We start from the raw sequence: 24,326 nt of genomic DNA, 5'->3' as shown, positions 1-24,326 counted from the left end.
CCCGAGGTCGGACTCCCGAGATCGGACTCCCGAGGTCGGACTCCCGAGGTCGGACTCCCTTACCCACTAGGAGGTAGGCATGGCAAGAGACCGCGTCATCGCTGTGATCAATAGCAAGGGCGGCGTCGGCAAGACAACCGTCGCCGCCAACCTCGCCGGAACCTTGGCCCATGCCGGCGCCGGGCGGATCCTGCTGGTCGACATGGACCCTCAGGGCAACCTGGGGGAGGACCTCGGGTACTCCAGCACCGAGATCGATGACGCAGGCCGAGCGCTGAGCGCAGCACTGAGCTTCAGCTTTCCTGTGGCGCCGGCGCAGGACGTCAGGCCCAACCTCGACGTCGTCGTCGGGGGAGAGGAGCTGGTCAAGGCCGCCAACACCCTGGAAAGCATGTTGGGCAGCCGTGATCCCGGAAAGTCCAAGACCGCGCTTGCCCGCGTGCTTGATCCACTGATGGATGACTACGACCTGACGATCATCGACTGCCCTCCGGGGTACCCGTCCCTGCAGCGCGCGGCGCTTGCCGCGTCGGGCTACTTCGTCATCCCCGTCAAGACCGACGCGGCGTCTCGCAAGGGGCTGCGCGACGTAGCAGAGCTGCTGGACAACGTTCTCGACGTCAACGCCAACCTCGACATGCTCGGCATCGTCATGTTCGGCGTGAACAGGGCCGCGACGCGGGTGACCGCCCAGGCGCGCGAACTACTCGTCCAAGACTTCGCCGGCGATGAGACTCGCGTCTTCACCACCACCATCCGCGCCAGCGAGACCGTTGCTCAGGACACCCGCCAGCTGGGCAAGCTCGCCCACGAACTCGAGGAAGTTGTCCGCTCTGGCCCTAGCTGGTGGGAACTGCGCCGCACCGGGAAGAAGAGCGAAGGACCCCGCACCGCCAGCGCCGAAGGGGTCGCCGACGACTTTCACCACCTGGCCGAGGAAGTGCTGCGGCGGCTCGCAGCAGCAGAGCGCGCCGTGGCCGCCGACGGGAGCCCGCGATGACCTCCGCCGAGCCCCCGCAGCCGGCGACCGACGCCAGTCCTGCAAGTAGCGCCGCAGCGGGCCCCGCACCGAGGCGTCCTGCCCTGCAGATCCCCGCCAGCCCATCTCGGGCCCGAGACCGGCCGCCCCTCAGCCTGTCTCGGACGGCGCGCACGACACCTCAGGCGGCCGAGCCGGCCGCAACCGATGAACAGACGGCCGCGCGCCCGACGCCCGAGTCGGACCCCACGCCTCGTGAGACCCGCCGAAGGCCGGTACCGAGCGGACCCGCCGCGCCGAAGTACGCCCGGCTGGCGCGACGAGACATGCTCATCACCTCCACGCAGTCGGCTGGGCTGGCCTCACTCACGGCTGAGGTGATGAACGATCCGCACCGACAGCAGGTGGCCTCAAGTGAGCGTGAGCGCATCACCGATGCCACGCTCGTGCGGGTTGCGATCGACCTCCTGCTGACCCGCCATCGAGACGAGCTCAGTGGTGTCACCGAGGACGAGCTGAGGGCCAGCGTCGGCCTGCCACCTCTGCAGTACTGAGACGCCGAGTCAGCGGACCCTGGCCCGAGCGAGCACCTCGGGGCCAGGGTCAACCCCAGCACCCGATCGGGTGACCCAACAACTTTGCGTGAAGGGGTTGCTTTGCATGCATCCCTACGCCAGGGTCATCCCCATGCCCGCCGTAGCCGGCCGCGCCCCGCGGAAGCAGAAGGTCCAGCCTCTGGTGCCTTTCGCCACGCGAGTGCCAGAGGTCACCCGGCGGACAGCGAACGAACGAGCACAGGAGCTGGGCGTCTCGCTCAGCCTCTACCTGGAGGACCTGATCGAACGCGACCGACGGTCGCGCGAGGTCGGCGAACCCAGCGCCACGGACCCGTCCGCGGCGTAGCCCTACCCGGACCAGTCGACTGACCGGCTCCGGACACAACGAAGCCCCACACCCCAAGTTCAAGTTTGGCCGCCTGATCTGGGTGCAGGGCTTCGTCAACTGAGTAACTGGAGGAGACATTACCTCCCCATCGGGGTTGGGTCACGTCCTACGCGCCAAGATTTTCGCGCGCCCTGAGACGTTCACCCAACAGACGCATGCGCAAGGCCGGCGCCGCATGACGCGGTGACCGGCCCGGTGGCCCCGCGCCACCCCGCCACCACCACGCTGACCAGCGACGCCGCCGTCAGCACGGCGCCGCCGCGCACCGCGGTGCTCCAGCGCACCACCCCCGTCACCGTCCGAGCGCTTTCGGAGCCGATGACCGCGCTGCTGCGCGACGGCACCGGCCTGGACCGCTACGCCAGCCGCTCTGAGGCGGTCATGGCCACCGCGGTGGCCGCGGTCAACGCCGGCTGGGACGAGGAGACCTGGCGCCTGGCGCTGGAGGGCGCCTGCGAGGAGATCGCCGCGTGGGCAGCCACCCAGATCCGCCAGGGCCGCTCGCGCCAGCGCTCGGCCGGGGACGCCGAGCGTCACCTGAGCACGACGTGGCGTAACGCGGTCGCGCGCGTGGCCGAGCGCCCCCCCACCGGGGACCACTTCACCGTCCAGGCCGAGCTCGCCGAGATCGACCTGACCATCAGCGCTCACCCACACCTGTGGGGCAAGGCCTCCGGCCCCAGCGACCGCGCCGTACTGCAGGTGCTGCTGGCCATCGCCCGCGAGGCCTGCACCCTGACCCCTTCAGCCTCCACCCGGCAGGTCTCCGAGCACGCCAACGTCAGCCCCACCACCGTTACCAACGCCCTGCGGCGGCTGGCCAAGGCCGGCTGGGTGCGCCAGGACAGCCCCGCGCAGGGGACGCTGGCGCCCACCTGGCGGCTACTGCGCCCCGAGGACCTGCCCGCCCCCGCCCCGGAGGTCGCCGCGGTGTTGGAGAACCTGCCGGTGCTGCCGCTGGCGGCCGCGTTGGGACGCACCAGCGTGCGCGCGCACGACGCCTTCTCCCACTCCATCCATGGCGGGCTAGGTCGCATCGCCGCGCGCCTGGTCGACCTGCTCGACCCCACCGGTGCTCAGCGGCTCACCGCGGCCCAGCTGCAGGCCCTGTCGGGCCTGCACCGGCGCACCGTGACCAAGCACGTGCGCGCCCTGGCGCTGGCCGGGCTGGTCGAGGTCGACCACCGCGGTGTGCGCCGCGTGCTCGAGACCGACGCCGCGGCGGCCGCCGAGCACCTGGACGACGTCGCCGGCGAGCTGGGCAGCACCGGCGTCGTCGCGCGCCGCAAGGCCCGCCACGCCGCCCAGCGCGAAGCGTTCACCCTGTGGCGCGTCGACTTCGACGCCCGGCGGGGATGGCGGGTCGAGCGCGGCCTGTACCGCCCCGAGCAGCCCCAGCTGTTCGCTGGGCCACCAAGAGCGCGCGTGCCCTCTCAACGGGCCGCCTGACTTTCCCGCGCCTGTGACCCGGACATGCCGTCGGCCACCCCACCGCACGCCTCAGCAGCGCCGCACGAGGCCACGGGGTGTCCCGCAGACAGCGAACGGCGCTGTTTGCGCCCTGCATCGCGTTGTCCCGAGGGGTACGCGCCCCCGAGCCGCCCCTGCCGGGCGTCTCGGGGGTCACTTCGTGCCCATCTGGGCTGCGCGGAGACGGCACCAAGCGGCATGAACGCCCAGCAGGACCCCACATGCAGCCCCCAGACGACGGTACGCAGTCGTTGGCCGTTGTTCGACGGCTGCATCTTGACCAGAGTGGTCACTAGTCTCACGCCCTACCTGAGGCCCCTAGTGCTCGGTCTGGTCCTGGGTCGTCACGGTGAGTCAGAGGGGCCCGGGGTGGTCGGCGAAGACGTCTGACCATCGGGCTTCCGCTATCACTCTGGCGGCGTGAGTCGTTAGTTGCTCAGTCATCGGCATCGGTGGGGGAGTCTTAACTCGGCCTGCCGAGCACGACGACGAGTGGCGTCGTGCAGCCGAGGCGCCGACTAAGCCCGGTGCGCCATGAAGGGCTCGCAGATCGAGGGCCTGTCAGCGGCCGCTGCAAGATTGCACTTCGCAGCGGCCACACCCAGGCAGGCCAGGTCAAGCTTCCTGATCAGCACGGACGACGAGCCGCCGAGAAGTCACTACGACGCGAGGACCGTATGCCCACCGATCGACTCACCGACCGCACAGTTCTGGCCGCCGTCCAGGCGCGCCCCATGACCGGCGACACCATCACCGCCGCACGGGACTACCTCGCCTGCAGCGCACCCACCCTGGCCGAGCTCCTCGACGTTCCTGCCGACAAGATCCTTGCCCTTGAGGCCGCTGGCCTTCGAGGCGTCGTCCCCGACGACCTCGCCCGCGAGATCACCAGCTACGTCGCCGACTGCCTCGACATCATGACCCCCGCCGAGCTGCGCAGTGCCCGAGAGGCCACCGGTCTGGCCTACGACGGACTGGCCGCCGCAATCAGCGTCGGCGCCCGCCGCATCCAGCGCGCCGAAGACGGCTGGCAGATGATCAACGAGACCATGCGCGACCGGACCCTCGCCCTGGCCCAGCGCGCCGAGCACGACGTCGAAGCGCTCACCACCCATCTGCGCGCCCTGGCCACCGACACCCAGCCCCTCACCGTCTGGACCTACCGCAACGCCGCAGACCTCACCCACGCCCGGGCGCAGCTGCCGCCCGCGCCGACTGCCGGCACCGAGGACCCCGTCACGGCCCTGCTCCGCACTGCCCTCGCGCCCGGCTACCACTTCCACATCGCCGGCCGAGCAGCACGAGCCGTCGGCGCCCGCCTGCGCTACCGCTGACCTGACCGGGCGCCAGCACCATCACACTTGGCGAAGGCAGACCGACTCCAGCCAGCGAGCCTCCGTGCTGCCAGGTACGAACACCCGGTGTGTGACCTGACCCCGTCGGTGTCCTTGACGCTGCCCATGGACGCCGCCGCCTCCCGCAGGGCTCGGGCCTTCCTGGACCAGGCGCACTGCCCCGCCCACAGCATCCGCGTGCTCCAACGCGCACGGTTGCTGCTCAGCGAGATCGTCACCAACGCCGTGCGCCACGGCTCACCCCCGATCACCACCGAGTTGGAGTGCCGCGGGACGGAGGGGATGCACGTGCGCGTCAGCGACGCAGCCCCCGGTGCTCCCGTCGTGCGCAAGGTCGACCTGGAGTCCACCGCGGGCGGGGGATGGCCCTGGTGGACCTGCTGTCCTCGCAGTGGGGCGTCGAGCCGGGCCAGGCCGGCAAGGCGGTGTGGTTCCAGCTGCGCGAGGACGCTGCCTAACCCTGACTCTGAGTCAGACCTAGAGCCGGGCAGGGCCTGCTCCAGCACCTCGCGGGAGTCTCAAACGTCGTGAGCCACCCATGACCGCGAGGTTCCCTACAGCCCCTGGTCCGAGGCTGTCGGTGCACCTCAACCAGCACTGCTCGCCCCGCCGCGAGGGCACCGCGACGCGAGGCCCGGGGCGCGTCCCGACCTGGGCGAGGCGCTGCAGCTTCCGTGGTTCCTCACCGAAGAACAGGCCCTGAGGCGGGGAGCAGTCGCGAGGGAGCGAGGTCGACCCGCCACGGACACCACCGAGCCCGCCTGGCTGGCCCACGGGGCTCCCGGTCCCAGCCCGCCACAGACCCACACAGCGGCTGGCACCCACACCACCCACCACTCGAAAGCCGCCCACAGCCCAGCAGAACGCACCCACAAACGCCCCACGCCGCCCGCAAGCCGCCGACGAGAAACATCACCACAAAAAGTCGGCCGACTGCTGGCAGGCGCCCTGAAATTGGCACAAAGTGGTCCTGACCTGTGATGACATCGACCAGCAATGCGCTAGAATAAAAGCACCGGGGAAGCCACCAAGGCGCCCCGCCCACCAAGGGAGAATTACCATGGACGATAACTCCGCCCAGGTCATCCAGGTCACCCACCCGGGCGACCTCGCCCTGCTGGCAGCCCACACCCTCGGCTTCTGGCCGAGCGAGTCCATCACCCTGATCAGCCTGCGCGGGCCCCGCCGCCGCAGCGGCCTCATCGCCCGCCTCGACCTCGACGACGCCACCACCCACCCCGAGGCCACCGACGTCCTCATCGACGCCATGCACCAGGACCGCGCCCACGCGGTCTGCTTGCTGGTCTGGAGCGACCAGCACACTCACGACGACGCCGCCGCCCTCGCCGAGCCCCTCGGCCTGGCGCTACTGGCAGCCGACCTGCCCGCCGAGGTCGCCACCATCCACCACCGCCAGATCCGCCAGACCGGCTGCGACCATGGATGCTGCGACACCGAGCGGCCCCTGCCCACCGACTCACCCGTCGCCGCCGCCCTCATCGGCGCCGGTCTGGCAGTCCTGCCCACCCGCCAGGCCGTCGCCGACAGCCTCACCGGTACCCCCGTCTACTGCCTGGCACTGGAGCGAGCCCGCCCCGCCAGCCACCCCCGTTGGCTCGCCGTCGCCGCCCGCTTCACCGCCCGCCCCGGCACCGTGCTGGACGAGCAGGAGGTCGCTGACCTTCTGGTCAGTGCTCAGAACATCGAGACCCGGGACAGGCTGATCGCCTCCACCATCACCGGCCACGTGCCCCTGGCCATGCTGGTCCACCTGGTCCAGCGCGCCCACCCCGAGCACGAGGGCATCCACGCCGCCCTGGCCATGGTCGCCTGGCTCCAGGGCAACGCCGTGCTCACCGAGGCGGCCCTGGCCCGTCTGCCCGAGCACAACTCCCTGGGGCGCCTCATCACCCAGGCCGTCGCCCTGCACCTGCCGCCCATGGACAGCCGGGAGCACCTGCTGGGCAACGCGGTCGACCTGACCTTCTGAGCACCACCTCCGGCGGCCGCCACCACGGCGGCCGCCGGAGCCCGCAGGGGCCGCCGACCCCACCGCCCCCTGTCAGCCCGCGCGCGCTCCCCGCACGCGCAGCGCCGCAGCCCCAGGAGAGCCCGATGAGCCAACACCGCAGCGCCGACCCCCACACCCAGCCCGACCAGCCCAACCAGCCCGAGGAGTACCACCCGGCCCTGTGGGAGCGGCGCGCGCTGCGCTGGGACATGGCCGACGCCGGTCGCGCCGCCTGAACCCCCGAGGCCACCCACTGCGCCGATCCAGCCGACTGCCCAACCTACCTCGCCGCACTGGCAGCGCTGCGCCTCAACCCCGACACCGCCCTCGACGTGGGCGCTGAGGACCTCACCCACACATGGCGATCGGGGTACGACGACGCCGCCGAGACCCACGCCACCGCCGAGCGCTGGGGCCGAGTGCTCGCCGTCATGGAGCACCACCCCGCCCCCGACGACCTCGACTGGTGAGCCCGATGCCCACCCGCGCCCCTTCGCAGCAGTCCGCGCCAGACCCCGGCCGCCCGCCCCCCGCCGGGCGGCGCGCCGATCGCCGCCAGCGGGCCATCGAGGCCCGCCGTCGACGCCTGACGAGCGCGCACCATCCACTCGCTCACCAGCCCACACCCGGCAGCTCCCCACCGCCGGCGCCGGCACCCGTCGCAGCTGCTGCACACCCCTCGCGGCAGCGCCTCCGCCCCAGCGAAGCCCACCACGAGACCCAGCTATCGAGGAGCGCTGCCGAGGAGCGCTGCCGAGGAGCGCTGCCGAGGAGCGCTGCCGAGGAGCGCTGCCGCTGACCCCAGGAGCAGCAGAGCAGCCCGGAGGGGGGAGCAGGTCGAGGATGACCGGTGCCCCGCCGCGGGCACCACCGAGCCAGCAGGCTCCCGCACGAGGCCCCTGGTCCCAGCCCACCGTTGACCGTCCGCCTTGGCGCACCTCGTGCCTCCGAGACGCCTAGGGCGCCGGCCTGTCGCAGATGGGATCGCTACCCGAACGCCGATCAGCTCAAGATGACAGCGCTTATGCCCGCGAGCACGCCTAGTGCCGTCAGTCCAGCACCAAGAATCAGCCCTCGGCTCGAGTTGGCCGCCCATCTCGGCGCGAAACGGCAAGGGCGTTCGATGAGCACAGCCGTCAGCCAGGCCAAGGCGCCTCCGAGGAAGACCTCTGCGCCCAACAGGACCAACCACGACTGCACCCCCATCTCCTCAGCGACGTAGATCACCGGAAGGTGCCAGAGGTACCAGACGTAAGACAGGCGTCCCGCGGCCTGCACCGGCGCCCACGAGAGCAGGCGCTGCACCACTCCTGGGGCACCTACGCCGCTGGCGATCAGGACGACGGTGCCCAGCGTGGGGACCAGGGCGGCTGAACCGGGGTAGTCCACAGCGCCGGTCCAGTGAGCGCTGGTCAAGACCATCGCCAGCCCCAGAACAGCGGAGCCAGCTGCAGCAGCGGGCCACCACGCCTTGCCCGCCAACGCCAGCAGAGCCGGGACCGCCAGCGCCAGCAGTGCACCGGCGGCCAGCTGCCAGGCGCGCGTGGGGGTCGAGAGGTAGGCCACCGTGCCGGACAGGGGCGTCAGGAAGACCGAGGCGCCCAAGGAGAGCAGGGCCAGTCCGCCGGCGACAGCAGCCAGCCACCTGCGCAGCGACCGCTGGCGCCTGCGCGCCAGCCACGCCGTCAGGACCACCAGGGGTGGCCAGGCGAGGTAGAACTGCTCCTCCACCGCCAGGGACCAGTAGTGCAGCAGAGGACTACCGACGCCGACCGGGTTGAGGCCGGACAGGTCGGCGACGACGTAGCGCCAGTTCGCGACCTGCAGGCTTGCAGCGACCGCGTCGATGCCGACGCGCGCCACGGTCGCCGGGGCGACCACGGCGACGATGAGCAGAACGGCGATGCTGACGCTGACTGCGCTGGGCAGGATGCGCCGGGCTCGGCGGGCGTAGAAGCGAGGTAGGTCGATGCGGCCTGTGGTCTCCACCTCGCGCACCAGCAGCCCAGTGATGAGGAAGCCGGAGATGACGAAGAAGACATCGACGCCCAGGCGTCCTCCTGCGGTGCCGGGCACTCCGGCCTGGTACAGCAGCACCAGCCCGAGGGCCAGCGCGCGCAGGCCCTCGACGTCAGGGCGAAAGCCCGGGCGGCGCGCAGGTGGCCGGGCACTGAGGACGGGGACAGCGATCTGGGTCACGACGATCCTCCAAGGTCGTTGAGCGAGGGCCGCCAGGACCGCTGAGGAGGGTGTACTCAACGCAGGTCGTGGCGACGCGAGGTGCCGCGCGTTCGAGGGGAGCGCGCAGGTCAGCGAGTACGGGCGAGGCAGGACGTGGCGCCTGTGAGCGGTGACGTCGCTACAGCCCCGCGCGGCGTCAGTCGCTGGACTCAGCTACGGGATCGGCGGCGTGCCGCGCGCACTCGGGCGCGGACACCTCAGCGCCCAGCGCGAGGTGGAAGGGGGTGACGAAGCTGCCATCGCGGTTGGGGCGCATGGTGGACCTCGACCAGCCGCACTCGTCGTAGAAGACCTCAGCGTCTGATGCCCATGCGGTCACCAGCTCGGCCCTGTCGGCCCCGGCCTGGGCAGCCCGGGTGGTGAAGGCGTCGAGGAGCGCTCGTCCTACGCCGCTTCGGCGGACCTCGACGTCAACGACCAGTGCGACGACCGCGGCCACGCGGGCCCGCTCGGCCGGCGAGGAGTCCGTGGACGAGGCGGACGAGGTGGACGAGGGGGTCGGGCACCCACGAGCAGCGTCGGCGGCCATGGGGCTGGCCTGGCGAGCGAGCCCGCCGGTGGTGGGGAGGTGGGTCATGCGCTGGATGTAGCGACCGGCGCGGGTGCGCAGGAAGCGCACGAGCACCGCCGGGCGGACCAGCAGGGCGCCCAGGCCGAGGGCCGTCAGCGGCAGTCGGTGGTGGCGCAGGACGTGGGCCTGGTGAGCCTGGGCGTCAGTGGCCGCGAGGAGGAAGGCCACCGGCTGCGGCGGCAGGACGTCGGTGCGCTCAGCCATCAGCGCGATGGCGTGGGGGGAGTCCAGGTAGGTGTGCTGCCAGCGCCTCAAGAAGCGAGGACCGAGCCGGGTGAAGAAGGCCTGTGGCAGAGCCTTGCGGTGCCAGAACGCGGTGCGCGGCAGGTCGGCAGGCGTCATCTCGCGGATGTTCATGAGGTGCGCGGTGTCGGCCGCAGACCAGGTCGCGGCGCGCAGACGCTCGCGCACTCCAGCACCGCTGAGTCGCATCGGACCATCTGCGCTGTCGAGGTGTCCAGGGCTGTACCCGGGGGCTCTGCCCGCGCGCGCATGGGGCCGGGGGGTGAAGCGGGGGTGGCCGGGGTCGTTGTGCTGGTGGGAGGGCATGGGTCACCTCTGGTGCGTGGGGTCGTCGAATGAGCCGGGCAGCCCGCGGCGGCGCGACGCAGGGCGTCCGTGTGCTCCATCAGGCGCTGCATGCGCAGTCGCCTGGGGGCGGGGCGCCGGGTGTGGGCCGGGGCGGGAGCAGCGGCAGTCGCCCGAGGTCACAGCCGCACTCAGCGCCCCGTGGGGATCGCGATGGCGGTGTGGCGGCAGGCACGCAAAAGCCTGCTGGGCGAAGCGCTGCCCGAAGGCTCAGTCGGGGTAGGTCAAGGTGACGGCTGCAACCAACAGGACCGAGAGGTGCCGGGCGGGAGTCAGAGCGAAGGCTGCAGCGCCAGCCGAGTGCAGAGCACCGGCGCCGACGGGATCCAAGTCGACGTGGTGGTGGTGGTGGTCACCGTTGTGCCCCGAGGGGGCGTCCTGTCCCAGGGCCGGGGTCGCTGGAACGTCCTGGGCCGACGTTGACGTCGAGCTCGGTGCCGTGGAGGCCGAGGCATGGGGGGCTTGAGCGAGGGTGGCCAAGTTCGCGTGGGTGTGAGCGGCCACACCCGAGGCGATCAGCTGCGGTGCGGCGTGGGCGCTGCGCCCGGCCCGGTCCAGAGGACTGGCCATGGTCAGCACCAGCAGAGCCAGCACGAGCAGAAGGATGCCTGCGCCCGGCAGCCCGGACACCTCGACGTGGCCGCGTCGTCGCGGCCGGCCGAGGAGCGCCTGCACCCGAGCAGGCGCCGTGGCTGTGGCGGGCACACCGGCAGGCTAACTGCCCTCAACGCGCGGGCGGGTTCAGCCGACCTCTCATCACCCGTCTGAACGCCAGGGGTCAGGTGGAGATGGGCAGGACGGGAGCGGGTGTTGTTAGAGGCGGACAGCGCCCGGTGCAGACGGGTTTGTGGAATACCCCCGGGGGGGTAATACCTTGATGAGGTGGTACCCCCCAGGGGTACACGGTGGATGACCGGTCGAGAGGAGCTGACGATGGACAAGCGCTACCAGGTGAGTGGTATGACCTGCGGCCACTGCGAGACCTCCGTGCGCGAGGAGGTCAGCGTCCTGGCCGGGGTGCGTGAGGTCGAGGTGGACGCCAGCACTGGAGTCCTGGTCGTCAAGGCCACCCAGGACGTGCCCACCTCCCAGGTGCTGGCCGCGGTCGAGGAGGCCGGCTACACCGCTGTCCCCGTGCCGTGAACAGCGCAGGACGGCTCGGCGTCTTCGCCGCCGGCCTCGCGCTGGCCTTCGGCGCCTCCTACGCCACCGCCTCGGCGCTGGCGCCGCCTGAGGCAGCCCAGCGCTGGCAGCAGTCCTCCGCGGACACCTCACACGGCGAAGACAGCGATCACGCGATGAACCCTTAGGCCCACAAGCTGGGTCGATCAGCTGACCGGCTGGACCGGTTGGGCCCGCTGACCGTGGCCGCACCGTTCACTCGGCTGTCGGCCCACCGCTCGAAGACCGCACGGAAGGCACCTCGATGAGCACGACGAACCCCTCCGCACCCGCGGACTCGTCCACCCTCGCCCTGCAGATCCAGGGGATGACGTGTGCCTCCTGTGCCATGCGCATCGAGCGCAAGCTGAACAAGCTCGACGGCGTCAACGCCACGGTGAACTACGCCACCGAGAAGGCCCAGGTCAGCATTCCCAAGGGCTTCGACCCCGCAGTGCTGCTGACCGAGGTCAGCAAGGCCGGCTACACCGCGGTCCTGCCTCCCGCCCCTGCCCCCAGGCGCCCACCGGTGCCCGGTGGTGGCTCGGAGACCGACGCCTCAGCCCCGGCAGCCGGGTCATCGGCCGCGGACGGCGGTGAGCAGACCAGCGCCGAGCGCGAGCTGACCTCGCTGCGCCAGCGGCTCATCGGTGCGGTGGTGCTGACAGTGCCCGTGGTCGCCATGGCCATGATCCCCGCGCTGCAGTTCACCTACTGGCAGTGGGCCTCCCTGGCCCTGGCCGCCCCCGTCATCGTGTGGGGAGCCTGGCCCTTCCACCGGGCTGCGTGGGTCAACCTGCGCCACGGCAGCGCCACCATGGACACCCTGGTCTCCGTGGGCACCGCCGCAGCGCTGGCCTGGTCGCTGTACGCCCTCTTCCTGGGCACCGCGGGCATGCCCGGGATGGTCCACCCCTTCGAGCTGACCCTGGCCCCCTCGGACGGGGCGGGGAACATCTACCTCGAGGTCGGCGCGGGGGTGACCACCTTCGTCCTGGCGGGGCGCTACGTGGAGAAGCGCTCCAAGCGGCGCGCCGGAGCCGCCCTGCGGGCCCTGCTGGATCTGGGTGCCAAGCAGGTCGCCGTCCTGCGCGACGGGGTGGAGCACACCGTCGCCATCGACGATCTCGCCGTGGGCGAGGACTTCCTCGTCCGCCCCGGCGAGAAGATCGCCACCGACGGTGTCGTGGTCAGCGGCACCTCCGCCGTGGACGCCTCCATGCTCACCGGGGAGTCGGTGCCCGTGGAGGTCAGCGCCGACGACGAGGTCGTGGGCGCCACGCTGAACGTCGGCGGGCGCCTGGTGGTGCGCGCCACCCGGGTGGGCGAGCAGACCCAGCTGGCCCAAATGGCCCGCCTGGTCGAGGCCGCCCAGAACGGCAAGGCCCAGGTCCAGCGCCTGGCTGACCAGATCTCTGCGGTCTTCGTCCCGGTCGTCCTGGTCATCGCCGTCATCACTCTGGGTGCCTGGCTGGGGGCCGGTTTCCCGGCCTCGGCGGCCTTCACCGCCGCAGTGGCCGTCCTGGTCATCGCCTGCCCCTGCGCCCTGGGCCTGGCTACCCCGACCGCGCTGCTCGTCGGCACCGGTCGCGGCGCCCAGATGGGCATCTTGATCAAGGGCCCGGAGGTACTGGAGTCCACGCGCCGCATCGACACCGTCGTCCTGGACAAGACCGGCACCGTCACCACCGGCCAGATGAGCCTGGTCCGGACCATCCCCGCCCCCGGCGTCGACGAGGCCGAGCTGCTGCGCCTGGCGGCCGCACTCGAGGACGCCTCCGAACACCCCATCGCCCGAGCTGTCGTCGTAGGCGCCCGCACCAACGGTCGGGCTGACGATCGGACCAGCGGCCAGGTGCTGCCCGTGCCCACCAGTTTCACCACCGACGAGGGCCGCGGGGTGCACGGCACCGTGGAAGGCCGCTCTGTCGTCGTGGGTCGGGCCTCGCTGCTGGCCCAGCACGGCGCGCCCCTGAGCGAGGACCTGGCCGCCACCAAGGCCGAGGCCGAGTCCCGCGGGTCCACCGTGGTCGCCGTCGGCTGGGACGGCGCGGCCCGCGGCCTGCTCGTCATCGCCGACACCGTCAAGGCCACCAGCGCCCAGGCCGTGGCCGCGCTGAAGGAGCTGGGCCTGACCCCGGTCCTGCTCACCGGTGACAACGAGGCCGTCGCCCGCGACGTCGCCGCCCAGGTGGGCATCACCGAAGTCATCGCCGAGGTGCTGCCCCAGGACAAGGTCGCCACCGTGCGCGCCTTGCAGGAGGCGGGCAAGAAGGTCGCCATGGTTGGGGACGGCATCAACGACGCCCCCGCCCTGGCCCAGGCCGACCTCGGCCTGGCGATGGGCACCGGCACCGACGTCGCCATGCAGGCCTCAGACCTGACCCTGGTGGGAGGGGACCTGCTTGGCGTGGTCGATGCGATCCGCCTGTCTCGGCGGACCCTGGCCACGATCAAGTCCAACCTGTTCTGGGCCTTCGCCTACAACACCGCTGCGATCCCGGTCGCTGCGCTGGGGCTGCTCAACCCGATGCTGGCCGGAGCGGCCATGGCCCTCTCCAGCGTCTTCGTGGTGGGCAACAGCCTGCGCCTGCGCCGCTTCACCGCGACCGAGCCCATGGGCTCCCGTTAGCACCACCGTGCAGGTGGCCCCGAGCCCTGCCCGCGGCACGCGTCCAGGTGCTCACGGCCGGCCAACGTCGCACAGGAGCGGACCGCGATCTTGCGCGGGTGACCGAAGCCGGCCTGCACGCACGAGCGAGCGCGTGAGCCACCATGGTGGCGCTGAGCCACTCCACCCACCCCGTCACCCCTATCCGCACGTCGGTGCAGGCCCAAGGAGTCGTCCATGACCGACCACCCCGCCCCCGAGGCGACCGAGGACACCCCGAGCGCCCACCACCACGGCTACATCAGCGACAAGGACCGCTACCTCACGCGCCTGAAGCGCATCGAGGGTCAGGTCCGGGGCCTGCAGCGCATGGTGGAGAACGAGGCCTACTGCATCGACATCCTCACCCAGATCAGCGCCATGACCGCGGCCACCGAGAACGTCGCCCTCGGCCTCCTGGATGACCACCTCAAGCACTGCGTGGTCGACGCGGCTCGTGCGGGCGGCCCTGAGGCCGAGGAGAAGATCGCCGAAGCCTCCGCGGCCATCGCCCGGCTGGTGAAGTCCTGATCCTCTTCGCCCGCCCGGCCGTCGCCGGCGGTGAGGCTCAACTGACCGGCAGCCGGCCGGCAGCTGGGCAGGAGCCTGACCAGTAGGTCACCACACGATCTGGGTCAGCTCACGTGCGGCGGGGAGCTCCAGCCGCCGGCAGATCACCTCAGAACCTGCCCGCTGAGGGCCGTCCAGAGCGGCCCAGCCCCCACTCCGAGCACGAGGACCACGGCAGCGGCGCTGACTGCTGCGGCCGCAGCACTCGAAGGTCCCCGGCTCACCTGTCCGGCGTCCTCATCGGCTGGTGCCTTCGCGAAAGCAGCCGCCAACCAGCGCAGGTAAGGGAACAACGAAGCGGCAGTCGCGACCGCGCCCAGCACCACCAGCCAGGCCAGTCCCCCGTCCCAGGCCGCGGTGAAGGTGGTGAGCTTCCCGACGAAGACTGCGGTGGGCGGTGTTCCCACCAGACCCAGCAGCGACACCAGCAGAGCTGCACCCACCCAGGGCCGTCGCCGGGCGGCCCCGCGCCAAGCCTCGCGGGTGCGTCGGTGTGGCTCAGCAGCGACCACGGCGAAGGCAGCGAGGTTGGCGGCGGCGTACCCGGCCAGGTACAGCAGTAGCGAGGGTTGCGCCAGATCGCTGCGGCCCGCAGCCGCCACCGGGAACAGCAGGAAGCCGGCCTGGGAGACCGTGGACCATCCCAGGAGTCGGCGCACGTCGTCCTGCCCGAAGGCCGCCAGCACGCCCAGCAGCGCCGTCGCCGCCGCGATGCCGGCAACGACGGTGCCGGTCTGGACGGCCCCGCTCTGGACGGTGGCATCGACCAGCCGGTAGGCCGCGATGAGGCCGCCGATCTTGGGCACGGTGGTGGCGAAGGCGGCCAGCGCGGTCCGTGCTCCCTGTGCGGTGTCGGGCACCCAGAAGTGACCAGGAACCGCCCCGGCCTTGAACAGCAGCCCTCCCAGCGTCGCCACGACCCCGACAGCAACCAGCGGTCGTGGCACCTGGCCAGAACGCAGCCCACTGACCAGCTCCGCATAGGTACTACCGCCGGCCAGCGCCACCAGCACCACCACGCCCAAGAGCATGACGATGCCCAGCAGCGCGCCGAGCAGGTACGTCTTCAAGGCGGCCTCAGCGGCTGCTGGTGTCCGCGCCAGTCCCACCAGCGCGTACAGCGGGATGCTCGCCAGCAGGTAGGCCACCGCCAGCACGAGCAGGTCGCTGGCGCCGGCGAGGACCACCGCGCCGAGCGCTGCAGCCAGCAGCAGCGAGCAGATCTCGCTCTCGCGCGGGTCACCCGCCAGCTCATCGCGTCCCAGCAGAAGCACCAGCAGCGTGGCAGCGCAGATCAGCACCCGCGCGGTCGTGGTCGGCGCGTCCAGGGCGTAGCTGGCCTGGAAGGCTAGTGAACCCATGGCGGGCGAGGCCGGCCCCACCAGCGCGGTGACCGCGGCCGCAACCAGAGCCAGGACGGCGACCACCCGCGACCAGCGCTGCCGCTCACGCGCCAGGAAACTGCCCATGAGCAGGCACGTCACGGTGCCGACCAGGAGGCAGACCTCTGGGGTCAGCATGGCCACGTCGTGCTCCACGGCTCAGCTCCCCGCCGGTGCCGCCACCGAGGCCGCGACCGCGTCCGTCGCGGAGGAGGTGACCACCGAGGTGATCCACGCCGACGTCGGAGCGATGACGTCCAGCAGCGGCTGGGGTGCCACACCGATAGCGGTGGCCAGCACCAGCAGCACCACCACGGGCACCGCCTCGGCTGCCCGCAGGTCGGCGAACCCGCCCCGCGGGGCTCGCGCTGGCCCGGTCAGCAGGTGCTGCAGTGCCCGCAGGAACAGTGCGGCGGTGATCAGGATGCCCAGCAGTGCGACCGCGGTCACCGGCGCTGTCGCGATGCTGCCGGCGAAGACCTGCAGCTCGGCGACGAAGCCGCTGAAGGCCGGCAGCCCGAGGGAGGCGAAGGAGGCCACCGCTAACAGCGCCGCCCACCGCGGCGCCAGCCGTCCCAGGCCGCTGACGGTGCTGCCGGGCCCCATCGCGTAGGTGCCGGTGCGGTCGCGCAGCACCCCGGCCAGCAGGAACAACGCAGCGGTGATCAAGCCGTGGCTGACCATCTGCGTCACGGCCCCCATCACCGCGAGCTGCTGGCTGCTGGCCGCGGCGGCCCCCAGGGCGCTGCCAGCCCCACCTGCGGGCGCGCCAGGAGCCGCAGATGCCGCAGAACCCCCCGCCAGGCCCGCCGCTCCGAGCGCGAGCACCACGTACCCCATGTGGTTCACCGAGGTGTAGGCCACCATCCGCTTGAAGTCGCTCTGAGCCAACGCCACCAGCGCCCCATAAAGCGCGGAGACGATCCCGAGGGTCACGACGACCCATGCCGCAGCGCGCCAGGCATCGGGCAGCAGCGGCATCACGACCCGCACCAGGCCGTAGGTGCCCAGCTTGAGCATCACCCCCGCCAGGACCACCGAACCGATGGTCGGTGCGTCGGTGTGCGCGGGTGGCAGCCAGGTGTGCACGGGCGCCACGGGCGTCTTGATGCCCAACCCGACCAGCGCCGCGACCAGCACCAGCACCCCGGTGGTCGGTGATCCCTGTAGCGGCGGGTTCGCCGCCAGCTCGACGATGTCGAAGGTGTGCGGTGCCGATGCCAGGTAGAGCCCGATGAAGGCGACCAGCAGGGCCAGGGAGCCCAGGAAGGTGTAGAGGAAGAAGCGCAGCGCTGAGCGCGCCCGGTCCCCATGGCCCCACCCCGCGATGGAGAAGTACATCCCCACGATCGACAGGTCGAAGAAGACGAAGAACAGCACCAGGTCCTGCGCGGCGAAGACGCCCAGGCAGGCGGTCTGCAGGAACAGGAACAGCGCTGCCTGAGCCCGCGGGCGGTGCGCCTCGCGCAGCGCGTACACCGCACAGGCCAGGAAGACCACACACGTCAGCGCCGCCAGCGGCAAGGAGATGCCATCCAGGCCCACGTGGTAGCTGGTCCCGACAGCCGGGATCCATCGGACCCGCTGCTCGAAGGCCAGGCCACCGGGGGCGGGGGTGCGGTAGGCGAGGGCCATCGCGACGACCAGGACCAGCTCGGCTCCGGCAACAGCCACCCAGGCCCAGCGCGCTGCCGCGTCGGGCACGCGCGGCAGTACAGCTAGGGCACCAGCCGCGACCAGCGGCATGAAGACGAGCAGGCTCAACACGAGGACACCACTTCCGGTCAGGCGCTCGGCGCCAGGGCGAGCAAGACAGCAGCCAGCAGCAGCACCACCGCAGCCGCCGCGTAGTAGCGGTGCAGTTGCCCGCTCTGGGAGCGCCGCGCCAGACGGCCAGCGGCGCGGGCGGCGGCTGCGACGCTGCGCACGGCACCGTCGACGCGCCGGTCATCGAAACGAGCAGCGCCGCGCGCCGTCGAGGTAGCGGCGGCCGCAACAGCGCTCACGCCGCGGTCCAGCCCACGGTCATCCCAGCGCGCCAGCACGGTGGCCAGGCCCACCACGGGGCGCACCACCAGGGCGTGTGCGGCGGCTTCCAGCCCCAGCCAGCCCTGTAGCCAGTCCTGCAGCCGGGTCCGCAGCCCGCTCTGTCGCCACTCGGCTGTCGGACCCGCCGCAGCCGAGGAGTAAGAGGAGGAGGACGACGATGAGGGCACCGATGAGGTGGTGGGTGACGAGCGGCGCAGTTGTGCCGCGATGACCACGGCAACTACTACGAGGGCAACCACCCCCGACAGCACCAATTCACCGACGCTCGGTGTGGCCGGTGGAGCGCCAGCACGGTCGAGAGCCCCTCGCAGTCGCTGCGCCACTGGCGGCAGGGCGAGTGCTCCCAGCACCGCAGCTGCCGCCGCGAGCACCACCAGCGGCACCCGCTGCAGCCCACCGACACCACCGGCGTGGGGTGTCCAGTGTGCTGTGGCGGAGCCGTGGTCCCCGGGGCCCGTGCGGTCCTCTTCCTCGCGGGTCCTAGGGCTCGTGGTGATCTGCGGTTCGGGACCCAAGAGCACCGCCAACGCCTTGGCGGCGTAAGCAGCCGCCAGGGCAGCGCCCAGCAGACCAGCGAGGTACAGCGCCGGGGAGACCTCTCGCGCCGCGGCCAGCACGCCGTCCTTGGCGGCCCACAGCGACAGCGGCGGCAAACCCGCTAGCGATGCCAGGCCCACCGCGGCGCACACTCCGATCACTGGCCATCGCCGCCCGGCTCCGCGCAGGGCGGACAGCTGCCTCGTGCCCAGCAGGGACAACCAGGCGCCCGCCGCGAGGAACAGCAGGGCCTTGGTCGCCGCGTGGGCGACCAGCTGCACCGCCCCACCGGAGACCGACCCGATGCCCGCGGCCAGCACCACGTAGCCCAGCTGCGAAGCCGTCGAGGCGGCCAGCAGCTGCTTCAAGTCGCGCTGGGCCAGGGCGACCGCACCGAGCACCACCGCCGTCACCACCCCGACCCAGGCGGCGGTGGCCGACGCCCAGCTCGTGGCAGCCAGCAGGTCGGTGGTGCGCAGCAGCAGGAAGGTCCCCAGCGCCACCATCGTCGCGGAGTGCAGCAGCGCGCTGACCGGGCTGGGGCCGTCCATGGCGCGTGACAGCCAGAATGAGACGGGCAGCTGAGCTGATTTCCCGATCGCGGCGGCCAGGACGCCAGCGGCGGCCACCGAGCGCCAGGGCTCGTGCGCTACGGGCAGGTCTGCCAGGGCCAGCCCTGGAGCCCCTGCCACGGCGGCCGCTACAGCGAGGTAGAGGCCCAGGTCACCGGTCCGCGTCACCAGGAAGGCCGTGGTCCCTGAACCCACCGTCCGCGCCTGGCGCCACGGATAGCCGATCAGGGCGAAGGAGCAGGCCCCCATCAGCTCCCAGGCCAGCAGCAGCCCGGGGAGGGCTGTCGCCGTGGCCGTCGTGGCCGCTGCTGCACTGAAGATGAGCAGCAGGCCGAAGAAGCGGGCTCGGTGCTCGTGGATGTCGCCGGCGGCGAAGATGACGACCAGCAGCACGGCGGAGGCCGTGGTGACCAGCATCAGCGCACCCAGGGGGTCCACTGCCAGATCGAGCCCACCGGCCACCACCAGCGGGGCACCAGCGGAGGGGTGCAGCACCGCTGCCGTGACCGCCAGCACCAGGCCGGCTGCGGCGGTCACGACCGCTGCTGGCGCAGCTGCCTTGTCCAGCCGGTGCCCGACCAGCGCCAAGACGGCACCGATGGCAGCTGGCAACATCACGACCGCCCACAGCAGTGAGCTCATCTGCGCGCTCACCTGTCCGCCCCGCCGGTGGCCGCCGCTCTCGCCCGGCTCACTGGGACAGCTCCGTGGCGGAGTCGGTCATGTCCGAGCCGCGGGTCCGGTGCTGCAGCACCGCCACCGCGAAGCCCATGGCCATGTCGACGGTCATCGCGGCGACCACCACCAAGAGCAGCAGGTGGCCGCTGGGGGACGGCGACAGGAACCACCACAGCCCTCCAGCAGCCAGGATGACGCCGTTGAGCATGAGTTCCAGCCCCATCATCACCATCACCACGACCTGCTGGGACAGCGCTCCGTACAGGCCGATGCTGAACAGGGCAGCTGCGATCAGCAGCACCGCTTCCAAGGTCACCGCCCCACACCTCCGTGGTGGGGGTCCGACGGCGCTGAGCGCAGGTCGTCCCCAAAGCGGTCGTAGCGGGTGCGCGGCGCGGCCAGTACGACCGCAGCGACGACGGTGGCGAACAGGACGGGGCTGATACCCATCATCACCAGCATCTTCGAGCCCATGATCGTCTCGCCCAGTGAGGCGGTGAGGTCAGCGGCGGGGGCCGCGCGTCGCTGCGGCCACGGCACCGCCACGATCCCCGCGGCGAGCACGAGGAAGACCCCCGCCGAGATGCCCAGAGCCGTGCGCCGGCTGTGGACCATGCTCATGGGCATGAGAGCGGGGTTCATCCCCATGAACATGATCATGTAGATGGCCATCACGGCCATCTCCATGACCATCATGAGCACGGTCACCAGCCCCACGTAGTCCAGTTGCAGCAGGAGCAGCGCAGCGCCCACCGCGATGAAGGAGACGGCCAGGGCGTAGGTGGCACGTGCCATCGAGTCGAAGCGGAACACCAGCGCCCCGCTGACGACGGCAAGCACCCCCAGCACCCAGAACACCAGTCCGGTGATTAGGTCGCTCATCGTTCAGCTCCTCCCCAGGACGACCAGGCTGACGACGAGCAGCTGCGCCAGTGCCACCGGCAAGCAGACCAGCCATCCCACCTCAGCCAGGCGATCCGGGCGTAGCAGTGGCAACCGTCGGGCCAACACCACCAGCGCCGCCAACACCAGCAGCGTCTTGAGCAGCGACCACGCCCAGGCGGGCAGCAACGGGCCGGCGCCACCCCCGAGGAAGAGCGCAACGGCCACCGCCGACCCCGCCGCCAGCAGCGCCCACCGACCGGCCAGGACCAGCAGCCGGTCCACCCCGGACAGCTCCGCGAGAACGCCACCCGCGAGATCCGGCCCGCTGCCCGTAGAGAAGGGGCCCCACAGTGAGAAGGCGAGCACGCAGGCGCAGAACAGGGCGAAGGACGCCGGCATCCACACCACGAACCACAGCTGCGACTGCGCCGCCACGATGTCACCCACCCGCAGACTGCCAGCGGCTACAGCGGGCGCTACCAGGGCGAACATCAGCGGCAGCTCGTAGGACAGCGCCTGAGCGAGGTAGCGATGGGCACCCACCAGCGCGTGCGCGCTGTTCGCCCCCCAGCCCAGCAGCCAGGCCGCCGCCCACACCAGCACGTCGACGGCGTTCACCCAGACGACCCCGACGCCGAGGTCCGCCAGGGTCCAGTTACCCAGCGGCACGACACCCACCATCAACACCGCAGCCACCAGCAGCGTCCCGCCACCGCCGCGCCACAACGGCCGGTCTGCGCCCAGCAGCACGCGGCGGCGCTGGCGCATCAACCGCGCTGCTTCGTAGGCGGGAGCGAGCAGGCCGGCCACCGGCCGCTGACCTGTGGCACCCGCGGAGAGCGCGCCGCTGAACGCTGCGCCGGCCGCGGCCACGCCCATCAGCAGCAATACAGCAGCAGGAGCCCACACCCAGGACACGCCCACGACGTCCACTCAGGCCACCGCCTCGGCCGCCACGGCGCCACCAGCCGCGTCGGCGCCGCCGGCGTCAGGGCCATGCTCAGGCTCGGGAAACACGCCACGGGACTCGAGGTCGAGGCTGGCCACGGTGAGTCGCACCTCGGCGAGCTCTCGCCCGATCAGCAGGCTCGGAAGGGCCTCGACTGCACGATGGCGGTGCCCGTACGACGTCGGGGCTGCCGCGACAGGGTCCGCGGCGAGGCGCAGGGAAGCGATCAGTCGGTCGTGAACGTCGCCCTGGTCGCCAGCCGGCAACCCAGCCTTCTCGATCTGATCATCTTTCAGGTCGCCCAGGCCCCGGAGGGACCAGCGCAGCGTGCGGGAGCGCTGAACACGAGCCAGCAGACCGGCGAGCTCTCCATCAAGATCGATCTGTCGACCAGTGTCGGCGCTGCCTACCTCGGTGCCCATCTGCAATGCATCGCGCAGGCGCACGGCAGCGGCGGCGTACCGCGAGCCGGCCAAGGCGAGGATCCGCGCGGCCCGCTCACACGCCGCCACGCGGGCATCGACGCGCTCCTTCGCGGCGGCCTCGTCCAGGTGGTGGGCGTGGGCGTCCACCACCACATCACCTTGAAGCGTCACCGTGACGACCAGGCCGCTCGGCCACAGACCGAGCACCGGACCGAGCTGGACGTGCAGGACGTCCATCTCCAAGCCGTCCCGGTCCTCCCCACCGCTGGCCAACGCGATGCCACCGGGGCCGGACATGTCCATGCCGCCGTGGTCGGACATGTCCATGCCGCCGTGGTCCATGTCGCCGTGGTCGGACATGTCCATGCCGTCGTGGTCCATGTCGCCGTGGTCGGACATGTCCATGTCGCCGTGGTCAGACATGTCCATGTCGGCGTGGCCAGAATCGGTTGGCTGTTCCTGGGGTCGATTGGTTGCGTCGCGGCGCTGGAAGTCGTCGTCAGACAGCCGCTCCAGAACGTGACCCAGGGCGGACTCGACGCCCATGGGGCTGTCAACGTCCACGCGAGCCCTCGGGCCAGGCAGCTGCTGCCAGACCACTTCCGCGGCTGCGGCCAGTTCTCCAGACAGCGGGCCGCAAGTGATCAGTGCGTCAGCCTCGGCGGGAGAGTGGGCCATCACCCAGCCGCGCTCAGCGGCAACGCGCTCCAGCGCGAACCGGGTGACGTCACGCCCAGGCTCTGCCACCACCAAGTAGTGAGGGCGCTTGAGGGCTGTGCCCTTGAGCCATGCCTTGAGTCCTCGAGCCCTCGTCAGACCCACCTGAAGGCTCCCTCACGCCAGGCCCAGACGACCGCGATCAGGAGGACGCCCAAGAAGATGAACATCTCCACCACAGCCGACAGGCCCACGGTGGCGACCACCTCGACCCACGGGTACATGAAGAGCATCTCCACGTCGAAGGCCAGGAAGACCAGCGTCATCGGGTACCAGCGGGCGTGGAAGCGTGAGAGCGCGTGCTCCTGCGGCATCGACCCCGAGAGGAAGGGCAGCGAGAGCAGAGCCTTGCTGTCCACAGCTGTGGACCTACTGACCAGCTGCGCCGCGGCGACGCCCACGATCACCGTCAATAGGAGCGCCGCGAGTCCTGCGTACCCGGCCAACGGGACCTCCACTTCCTCGGCTCACACCTGTGCCGCCACCTGCTCGGAACCTGTCCCAACCCGTCCTGCAGCGAAAGCACGCGACAGGGCACAGCGGGCGCCGCTCTGGTGCGAGCACCTTCCTTCACCGTTGCGGCATGCCGCACCGAGAGGTGGCAAAGCACCCGCGAGTCGTCGGTACCCACTGGGGGTATAGCGCGTGAAGTGTCCTTGCGCCTCCTGAGAGGGGCATCGAGCCGTCCGGCCGCGACCAGCCGAGTCCCACCGGCAGCGTCGTCTACTGGAACACCGGATCTTGATCCGTTTCGGGGCCGACAGGATGGTGCGGCGCCGCAGCAGGCGCCGCACCATCCCGTTCTAGGGGTGCTTCTGCGTGGTTGCGGTCAGCCCTGCAGGGTTTGCAGCATCTGGTCCATCTCGGCGATCTCCGCGGTCTGGGAGGTCACGATCGTCCCGGCCAGCTCGATGGCCTGGGGGTTGGACCCGTCGGCCTGCTCGGTCTTGGCCATGTCGACAGCGCCCTGGTGGTGCACGGTCATCTGCTCCAGGAAGAGCTTGTCGAACTCAGCACCGGAGGCCCCCTCCAGCGCGGCCATGTCCTCCTCGCTCATGCCCATCGAGCCCATGTCGTGACCACCCATCGAGCCCTCCTCCATCGTCTCGGGGGCGTCCCAGGCCTGCAGCCACCCCGTCATCTGGGCTATCTCTGGAGTCTGGGCGGCCTGGATGCGCGAGGCGAGGTCACGGACCGCGGGGTCCTGCGCGCGGTCGCCGGCGAGCATCGCCATCTGCACCGCGCCCTGGTGGTGGACGATCATTTGCTGGGCGAACATGATGTCGGCGTCGTTGTGCTCTGCTGAGACCGCCGATGATGCTGAGGCGACGGCGGCCGGGTCAGGGGTGACCGCCGCCGAGCTCATCGGAGCGCTCGAGCTGGACGAGGTGCCCGAGTCCGAGGAGCCCATGGAGGACATGTCGTGGCCGCCGCCGGAGCAGGCGGTCAGGACCACCGCCAGGGCGACGGCGCCGCCGGCAGCGCCCAGGGCGCGCAGGGCGGAGGTGCGGGCGAGGTGGTGACGCAGGTCGGAACTGGTGCGAGGCATGACTCTCCTTGAAAAGGGTGTGCGGATCACAGGGGCGGGGGT

General features: G+C 71.3%; 23 protein-coding genes and 1 pseudogene. 12 read left to right on the top strand and 12 right to left on the bottom strand.

The window, feature by feature from the left end; translation table 11 throughout:
* Window positions 1–79: 79 nt before the first annotated feature.
* The 8 genes and pseudogenes from FHN55_RS18805 to FHN55_RS22895 all read left to right on the top strand — a co-directional run bounded on the left by FHN55_RS18805 (window position 80) and on the right by FHN55_RS22895 (window position 7,230).
* Complete coding sequence (locus tag FHN55_RS18805; protein WP_139713929.1) at window positions 80–1,000, top strand: ParA family protein; 921 nt, start codon at window positions 80–82, stop codon at window positions 998–1,000.
* Window positions 1,001–1,305: 305 nt separating this feature from the next.
* Window positions 1,306–1,533: a hypothetical protein gene (locus FHN55_RS18800; RefSeq protein WP_139713928.1), complete on the top strand. Its 228-nt coding sequence runs from the start codon at window positions 1,306–1,308 to the stop codon at window positions 1,531–1,533.
* A 574-nt stretch (window positions 1,534–2,107) separates the two neighbouring features.
* Window positions 2,108–3,373 (top strand): winged helix-turn-helix transcriptional regulator, encoded by a 1,266-nt coding sequence (locus FHN55_RS18795; protein WP_139713927.1) that lies wholly within the window; start codon window positions 2,108–2,110, stop codon window positions 3,371–3,373.
* A 698-nt stretch (window positions 3,374–4,071) separates the two neighbouring features.
* The gene (locus FHN55_RS18790; RefSeq protein ID WP_139713926.1) at window positions 4,072–4,728 is read left to right on the top strand and encodes an NAD-glutamate dehydrogenase; all 657 of its coding nucleotides are present in this window, start codon (window positions 4,072–4,074) and stop codon (window positions 4,726–4,728) included.
* Between the two features lie 126 nt (window positions 4,729–4,854).
* Window positions 4,855–5,067: pseudogene (locus FHN55_RS24330) on the top strand (ATP-binding protein); the annotation flags it as partial.
* Window positions 5,068–5,809: 742 nt separating this feature from the next.
* Window positions 5,810–6,739: a DUF4192 family protein gene (locus FHN55_RS18780; protein WP_139713924.1), complete on the top strand. Its 930-nt coding sequence runs from the start codon at window positions 5,810–5,812 to the stop codon at window positions 6,737–6,739.
* 125 nt (window positions 6,740–6,864) lie between these two features.
* Complete coding sequence (locus FHN55_RS23910) at window positions 6,865–6,996, top strand: hypothetical protein (protein WP_257571121.1); 132 nt, start codon at window positions 6,865–6,867, stop codon at window positions 6,994–6,996.
* A 96-nt stretch (window positions 6,997–7,092) separates the two neighbouring features.
* Window positions 7,093–7,230: a hypothetical protein gene (locus FHN55_RS22895; RefSeq protein WP_180357957.1), complete on the top strand. Its 138-nt coding sequence runs from the start codon at window positions 7,093–7,095 to the stop codon at window positions 7,228–7,230.
* A 532-nt stretch (window positions 7,231–7,762) separates the two neighbouring features.
* Here FHN55_RS22895 and FHN55_RS18775 read toward each other — a convergent pair.
* The 3 genes from FHN55_RS18775 to FHN55_RS22890 form a co-directional block, all read right to left on the bottom strand.
* Window positions 7,763–8,959: an acyltransferase gene (locus FHN55_RS18775; protein ID WP_180357956.1), complete on the bottom strand. Its 1,197-nt coding sequence runs from the start codon at window positions 8,957–8,959 to the stop codon at window positions 7,763–7,765.
* 178 nt (window positions 8,960–9,137) lie between these two features.
* Window positions 9,138–9,983 (bottom strand): GNAT family N-acetyltransferase, encoded by an 846-nt coding sequence (locus FHN55_RS18770; RefSeq protein ID WP_139713922.1) that lies wholly within the window; start codon window positions 9,981–9,983, stop codon window positions 9,138–9,140.
* A gap of 387 nt (window positions 9,984–10,370) precedes the next feature.
* Window positions 10,371–10,865 (bottom strand): hypothetical protein, encoded by a 495-nt coding sequence (locus tag FHN55_RS22890; RefSeq protein WP_180357955.1) that lies wholly within the window; start codon window positions 10,863–10,865, stop codon window positions 10,371–10,373.
* A gap of 228 nt (window positions 10,866–11,093) precedes the next feature.
* Here FHN55_RS22890 and FHN55_RS18765 point away from each other — a divergent pair, with 228 nt between their 5' ends.
* The 4 genes from FHN55_RS18765 to FHN55_RS18755 all read left to right on the top strand — a co-directional run bounded on the left by FHN55_RS18765 (window position 11,094) and on the right by FHN55_RS18755 (window position 14,502).
* The gene (locus FHN55_RS18765) at window positions 11,094–11,303 is read left to right on the top strand and encodes a heavy-metal-associated domain-containing protein (protein WP_109775320.1); all 210 of its coding nucleotides are present in this window, start codon (window positions 11,094–11,096) and stop codon (window positions 11,301–11,303) included.
* Complete coding sequence (locus tag FHN55_RS22885; protein ID WP_170131535.1) at window positions 11,300–11,470, top strand: hypothetical protein; 171 nt, start codon at window positions 11,300–11,302, stop codon at window positions 11,468–11,470. Before FHN55_RS18765 ends, FHN55_RS22885 begins: the two co-directional genes overlap by 4 nt.
* A gap of 116 nt (window positions 11,471–11,586) precedes the next feature.
* Window positions 11,587–13,953 (top strand): cation-translocating P-type ATPase, encoded by a 2,367-nt coding sequence (locus FHN55_RS18760; protein WP_180357954.1) that lies wholly within the window; start codon window positions 11,587–11,589, stop codon window positions 13,951–13,953.
* A 216-nt stretch (window positions 13,954–14,169) separates the two neighbouring features.
* On the top strand, window positions 14,170–14,502 hold the full coding sequence (locus FHN55_RS18755; protein ID WP_109775253.1) for a metal-sensitive transcriptional regulator: 333 nt from the start codon (window positions 14,170–14,172) through the stop codon (window positions 14,500–14,502).
* 143 nt (window positions 14,503–14,645) lie between these two features.
* Here FHN55_RS18755 and FHN55_RS18750 read toward each other — a convergent pair whose 3' ends face one another.
* From FHN55_RS18750 to FHN55_RS18710, 9 genes are all read right to left on the bottom strand, one after another.
* The gene (locus tag FHN55_RS18750; protein WP_257571120.1) at window positions 14,646–16,079 is read right to left on the bottom strand and encodes an NADH-quinone oxidoreductase subunit N; all 1,434 of its coding nucleotides are present in this window, start codon (window positions 16,077–16,079) and stop codon (window positions 14,646–14,648) included.
* A gap of 3 nt (window positions 16,080–16,082) precedes the next feature.
* Window positions 16,083–17,690, bottom strand: a complete 1,608-nt coding sequence (locus FHN55_RS18745) for a NuoM family protein (RefSeq protein WP_139713921.1) — start codon at window positions 17,688–17,690, stop codon at window positions 16,083–16,085.
* A gap of 17 nt (window positions 17,691–17,707) precedes the next feature.
* Entirely contained in the window at window positions 17,708–19,618 is a 1,911-nt protein-coding gene (locus FHN55_RS18740) for a proton-conducting transporter membrane subunit (RefSeq protein ID WP_306821822.1), read from the bottom strand.
* 154 nt (window positions 19,619–19,772) lie between these two features.
* On the bottom strand, window positions 19,773–20,075 hold the full coding sequence (locus FHN55_RS18735) for an NADH-quinone oxidoreductase subunit K (protein ID WP_109775255.1): 303 nt from the start codon (window positions 20,073–20,075) through the stop codon (window positions 19,773–19,775).
* Window positions 20,072–20,641: an NADH-quinone oxidoreductase subunit J gene (locus tag FHN55_RS18730; protein WP_139713919.1), complete on the bottom strand. Its 570-nt coding sequence runs from the start codon at window positions 20,639–20,641 to the stop codon at window positions 20,072–20,074. Before FHN55_RS18730 ends, FHN55_RS18735 begins: the two co-directional genes overlap by 4 nt.
* 3 nt (window positions 20,642–20,644) lie before the next feature.
* Window positions 20,645–21,577: a complex I subunit 1 family protein gene (locus FHN55_RS18725; RefSeq protein WP_257571119.1), complete on the bottom strand. Its 933-nt coding sequence runs from the start codon at window positions 21,575–21,577 to the stop codon at window positions 20,645–20,647.
* A complete protein-coding gene (locus tag FHN55_RS18720) occupies window positions 21,578–22,765 on the bottom strand; it encodes a hypothetical protein (RefSeq protein ID WP_139713918.1) in 1,188 nt (395 codons plus the stop codon).
* A gap of 65 nt (window positions 22,766–22,830) precedes the next feature.
* A complete protein-coding gene (locus FHN55_RS18715; RefSeq protein ID WP_373995752.1) occupies window positions 22,831–23,136 on the bottom strand; it encodes an NADH-quinone oxidoreductase subunit A in 306 nt (101 codons plus the stop codon).
* Window positions 23,137–23,564: 428 nt separating this feature from the next.
* Window positions 23,565–24,284: a DUF305 domain-containing protein gene (locus FHN55_RS18710; protein ID WP_109775258.1), complete on the bottom strand. Its 720-nt coding sequence runs from the start codon at window positions 24,282–24,284 to the stop codon at window positions 23,565–23,567.
* Window positions 24,285–24,326: the final 42 nt, after the last annotated feature.

The organism is Streptomyces sp. NP160 (assembly GCF_006335115.1).
In the GTDB taxonomy this organism is placed as follows: Bacteria; Actinomycetota; Actinomycetes; order Actinomycetales; family Quadrisphaeraceae; genus Quadrisphaera.
This window is presented reverse-complemented; position numbering and strand designations above follow the sequence as displayed.

Coding starts and splice junctions, on each gene's coding strand:
- FHN55_RS18805 (WP_139713929.1), top strand. CDS start 80: ATGGCAAGAGACCGCGTCATCGCTGTGATCAATAGCAAGGGCGGCGTC.
- FHN55_RS18800 (WP_139713928.1), top strand. CDS start 1,306: ATGCTCATCACCTCCACGCAGTCGGCTGGGCTGGCCTCACTCACGGCT.
- FHN55_RS18790 (WP_139713926.1), top strand. CDS start 4,072: ATGCCCACCGATCGACTCACCGACCGCACAGTTCTGGCCGCCGTCCAG.
- FHN55_RS18780 (WP_139713924.1), top strand. CDS start 5,810: ATGGACGATAACTCCGCCCAGGTCATCCAGGTCACCCACCCGGGCGAC.
- FHN55_RS23910 (WP_257571121.1), top strand. CDS start 6,865: ATGAGCCAACACCGCAGCGCCGACCCCCACACCCAGCCCGACCAGCCC.
- FHN55_RS18765 (WP_109775320.1), top strand. CDS start 11,094: ATGGACAAGCGCTACCAGGTGAGTGGTATGACCTGCGGCCACTGCGAG.
- FHN55_RS18760 (WP_180357954.1), top strand. CDS start 11,587: ATGAGCACGACGAACCCCTCCGCACCCGCGGACTCGTCCACCCTCGCC.
- FHN55_RS18755 (WP_109775253.1), top strand. CDS start 14,170: ATGACCGACCACCCCGCCCCCGAGGCGACCGAGGACACCCCGAGCGCC.
- FHN55_RS18730 (WP_139713919.1), bottom strand. CDS start 20,641: ATGAGCGACCTAATCACCGGACTGGTGTTCTGGGTGCTGGGGGTGCTT.
- FHN55_RS18710 (WP_109775258.1), bottom strand. CDS start 24,284: ATGCCTCGCACCAGTTCCGACCTGCGTCACCACCTCGCCCGCACCTCC.